The following is a 3,066-nucleotide window of genomic DNA, read 5'->3' on the forward strand; positions in this document are numbered from 1 at the left end:
GGGAGGGCACGGGGAACGCGGCGGATTCCGGCGCGGAACTCCGGCTCTCCGTCGCGGCCGAGTAACCCGGCTTATCGGCCTTGGGCGTTCCGGCAAACGGCGGTGGGGGGAAATTCCGCCGGCCTCCCGGCCGATAACCGGGACGCGCCCGCGGCGCACGCCCGGCGCCCATTCTCCCGAAGGCCGTCGGCGCACCACCGCGAGCTCGATAATGCGACGCATTACCAATCCTTTACCGTTGCGAACCGCAACCTCGCCCCGCCCGGGACCGATAGGCACAGCGCCATGACGACGCCTCCGCCGTGACGGCGTCTCACTCAGGGTCCATCACAGGGCGAATCCCGGGGCGAACCCCCGGGCTAAGGAGCATCATGACGAACCCCCTCAGGCACCGCATGGCCAAGGCCGCGCTGCTGCTCGCGGCGACCGCCGCGCCCGTCGCCGCCGCCGGCCAGGCCAGCGCGGCGGGGCCGGTGCTGGACCCGAACGTGAACGGGCTGGGGAGCGCCACCGAGCTGCTCGCGATGGACGAGCAGACCGTCAACGAGGCGGCCACCACACTCAACGAGCTGGCGACGCCGACGGTCGAGCGGCTGGTGGGCCCGGTGGTCATGGAGGCGATGCCGGTGCTGATGCCGGTCGTCCGCGACCTGGCCGAGAGCGCCGCGCAGGACGGGCCCCCGCTGGTCGAGGACGCCGTCACCACCGTGACCGGCCAGCCGCCGACGACGGAGCAGTTCCTCGCGAACGTGCCCACCGTCGACGACAAGGTCAACGACATCTCGCTGCTCTGACCGCGCCGCCACCGGCTGTCGTGAACCAGCCGCCCGGCGGCGGCGGTTCACGACAGCCGGCGCACCGCCTCGGCGACCCGCTCGTCGGTGGCGGTGAACGCCACCCGGACGAACCGCTCGCCCGCCGCGCCGTAGAACTCCCCGGGTGCCACCAGGATGCCTTCCTTGCTGAGCTCGCCCACGGTGTCCCAGCAGGGCTCGCCCCTGGTGGCCCAGAGGTAGAGCGACGCCTCGCTGTGTTCGATCCGGAAGCCGCGGCCGGTGAGCGCGTCCCGCAGCGCCGCGCGCCGGGCCGCGTAGCGGGCCCGCTGCTCGGCGACGTGCGCGTCGTCGCCGAGCGCGGCGGCCATCGCCGCCTGGACGGGGGCCGGCAGCATCATCCCGGCGTGCTTCCTGACGCCGAGCAGTTCGCCGAGGACGGCCTGGTCGCCGGCGAGGAAGGCGGCCCGGTAGCCGGCCAGGTTGGACCGCTTGGAGAGCGAGTGGACAGCCACGACGCCGGTCGGGTCGCCGCCGCAGACGTCGGGGTGGAGCACCGACACCGGGTCGCTCTCCCAGCCGAGCTCCAGGTAGCACTCGTCGCTGAACAGCAGCACCCCGTGCTCCCGGGCCCAGGACACGATCGCCCGCAGCCGCTCGGCGGAGAGCACCCGACCCGTCGGGTTGCCGGGCGAGTTGAGCCAGAGCAGCCGCAGGCCGGCCGGGTCGAGCTCGGTCGGGTCGCCCTGGTAGGGCACCGGCTCGGCGCGGGCCAGGCGGGCACCCACCTCGTAGGTCGGGTAGGCCGGCTCCGGGTAGGCGACCCGGTCGCCGGGGCCGAGCCCCAGCTGGGCGGGGAGCGCGGCGACCAGTTCCTTGGAGCCGATCACCGGCAGCACGTTCTGGTGGTCGAGCCCGGCGGCACCGGTGCGGCGCGCCAGCCAGCCCAGGATCGCCTCCCGCAGCGTCGTGGTGCCCCAGACGGTGGGGTAGCCGGGGCTGTCGGCGGCGGCCGCCAGCGCGGCCCTGATCAGCTGGGGAACCGGGTCGACGGGGGTGCCGACGGACAGGTCGACGATGCCGCCGTCATGCGCGGCCGCGGTGGCCTTGTACGGCTCGAGCCGGTCCCAGGGGAAGGCCGGCAGGCGGGCTGAGACGCGGGACGACGACACGGGGTGGCTCACTCTCTTTCAACGGTTGAGGGGCCTCTCGCGGAATGCTCCGGTCCCGTACGGCTGGTGCCGCACGGGACCGCTGACACGCAAGAAGGCCAGGATGTCACTCGTCGTGCTGCTGCGGCGGCAGCGCGACGATCAGCGGGTGGTCGCGCTCGATCAGGCCCAGCTTGCTGGCCCCGCCGGGCGAGCCGAGCTCGTCGAAGAACTCGACGTTGGCCTTGTAGTAGTCCTTCCACTCCTCGGGGACGTCGTCCTCGTAGAAGATGGCCTCCACCGGGCAGACCGGCTCGCAAGCACCGCAGTCGACGCACTCGTCGGGGTGGATGTAGAGGGCGCGCTCCCCCTCATAGATGCAGTCGACAGGGCACTCCTCGATGCATGCCTTGTCCTTCAGGTCGACACAAGGCTCCGCGATGACGTAGGTCACGCTGTCAGTCCTCCTCGTTGGGGCGGCGGTCCGCCTGATGGCGCGCGGGAGCGCGGCGTCGTCGGTGCTCAGCCCTAGTATCTCCGGTCAGGACAACAGCGTGACCTTCAGGGGGCTGGCTAGACGGTGGAGTTCACCACGAGCGGACACCTTATCGTTCGGATTACCCGCGCTGACGTGGGAAAACGCGTCTCTGTGCGGACGTTGACCGGCGCGCGGGAGCCCGGCGCGCGATTCACGGACACCGTCGGCGTGCTGACGTCCTGGGCCGGCGGGGAGCTGAGTGTGACGCGGCGTGACGGCCGGACCGTGCGGCTCGCGGAGGCCGATCTGGTGGCCGGCAAGGTGGTGCCGCCGACGCCGGCGCGGCGGCGCGGGGTGCCGGCGGCGGGCGTCCGGGAGCTGACGCTGGTGGCCGCGCGCGGCTGGTGCGGTCCTGACGTCGAGGAGGTCGGGGGCTGGCTGGCGCGGGCCTGCGGCGGCTGGACGCGGCGGGCCAACTCGGCCGTGCCGCTTGAGGAGGCGTCGCTCGGGAGGGGGGCGCCGGATCTCGACCGGCTCGGCGCCTGGTTCGCGGCACGTGGGCTGCCGGCCTCGTTGCAGGTCACCACGGGTGCCGACGGTTCCGGCGAGCTGTTGGCCGCGGAGTTGGCGGAGCGCGGCTGGGGGGCCGGCGGCCACTCGACGG

At 73.2% G+C, this 3,066-nt stretch carries 4 protein-coding genes; 2 read left to right on the forward strand and 2 right to left on the reverse strand.

Annotated features, from left to right (window positions below; genetic code table 11):
• The first annotated feature begins 371 nt into the window (after positions 1-371).
• Positions 372-794, forward strand: coding sequence for a hypothetical protein (locus E1283_RS34400; RefSeq protein WP_132822094.1), 423 nt, complete (start codon positions 372-374; stop codon positions 792-794).
• A gap of 47 nt (positions 795-841) precedes the next feature.
• On the opposite strand, the gene dapC is transcribed toward E1283_RS34400, so the two are convergent.
• Positions 842-1,945, reverse strand: coding sequence for a succinyldiaminopimelate transaminase (gene dapC / locus E1283_RS34405; protein WP_243745306.1), 1,104 nt, complete (start codon positions 1,943-1,945; stop codon positions 842-844).
• 106 nt (positions 1,946-2,051) lie between these two features.
• Entirely contained in the window at positions 2,052-2,378 is a 327-nt protein-coding gene (gene fdxA / locus E1283_RS34410) for a ferredoxin (protein WP_132822096.1), read from the reverse strand.
• Positions 2,379-2,573: 195 nt separating this feature from the next.
• Between fdxA and E1283_RS34415 the strand changes: the two genes are divergently transcribed.
• Positions 2,574-3,066 (forward strand): GNAT family N-acetyltransferase, cg3035/Rv0428c family (locus E1283_RS34415; RefSeq protein WP_425086274.1); only part of this gene is annotated, 493 nt, incomplete at its 3' end.

Source organism: Streptomyces hainanensis (genome assembly GCF_004348415.1).
Lineage (GTDB): Bacteria > Actinomycetota > Actinomycetes > Streptomycetales > Streptomycetaceae > Streptomyces > Streptomyces hainanensis.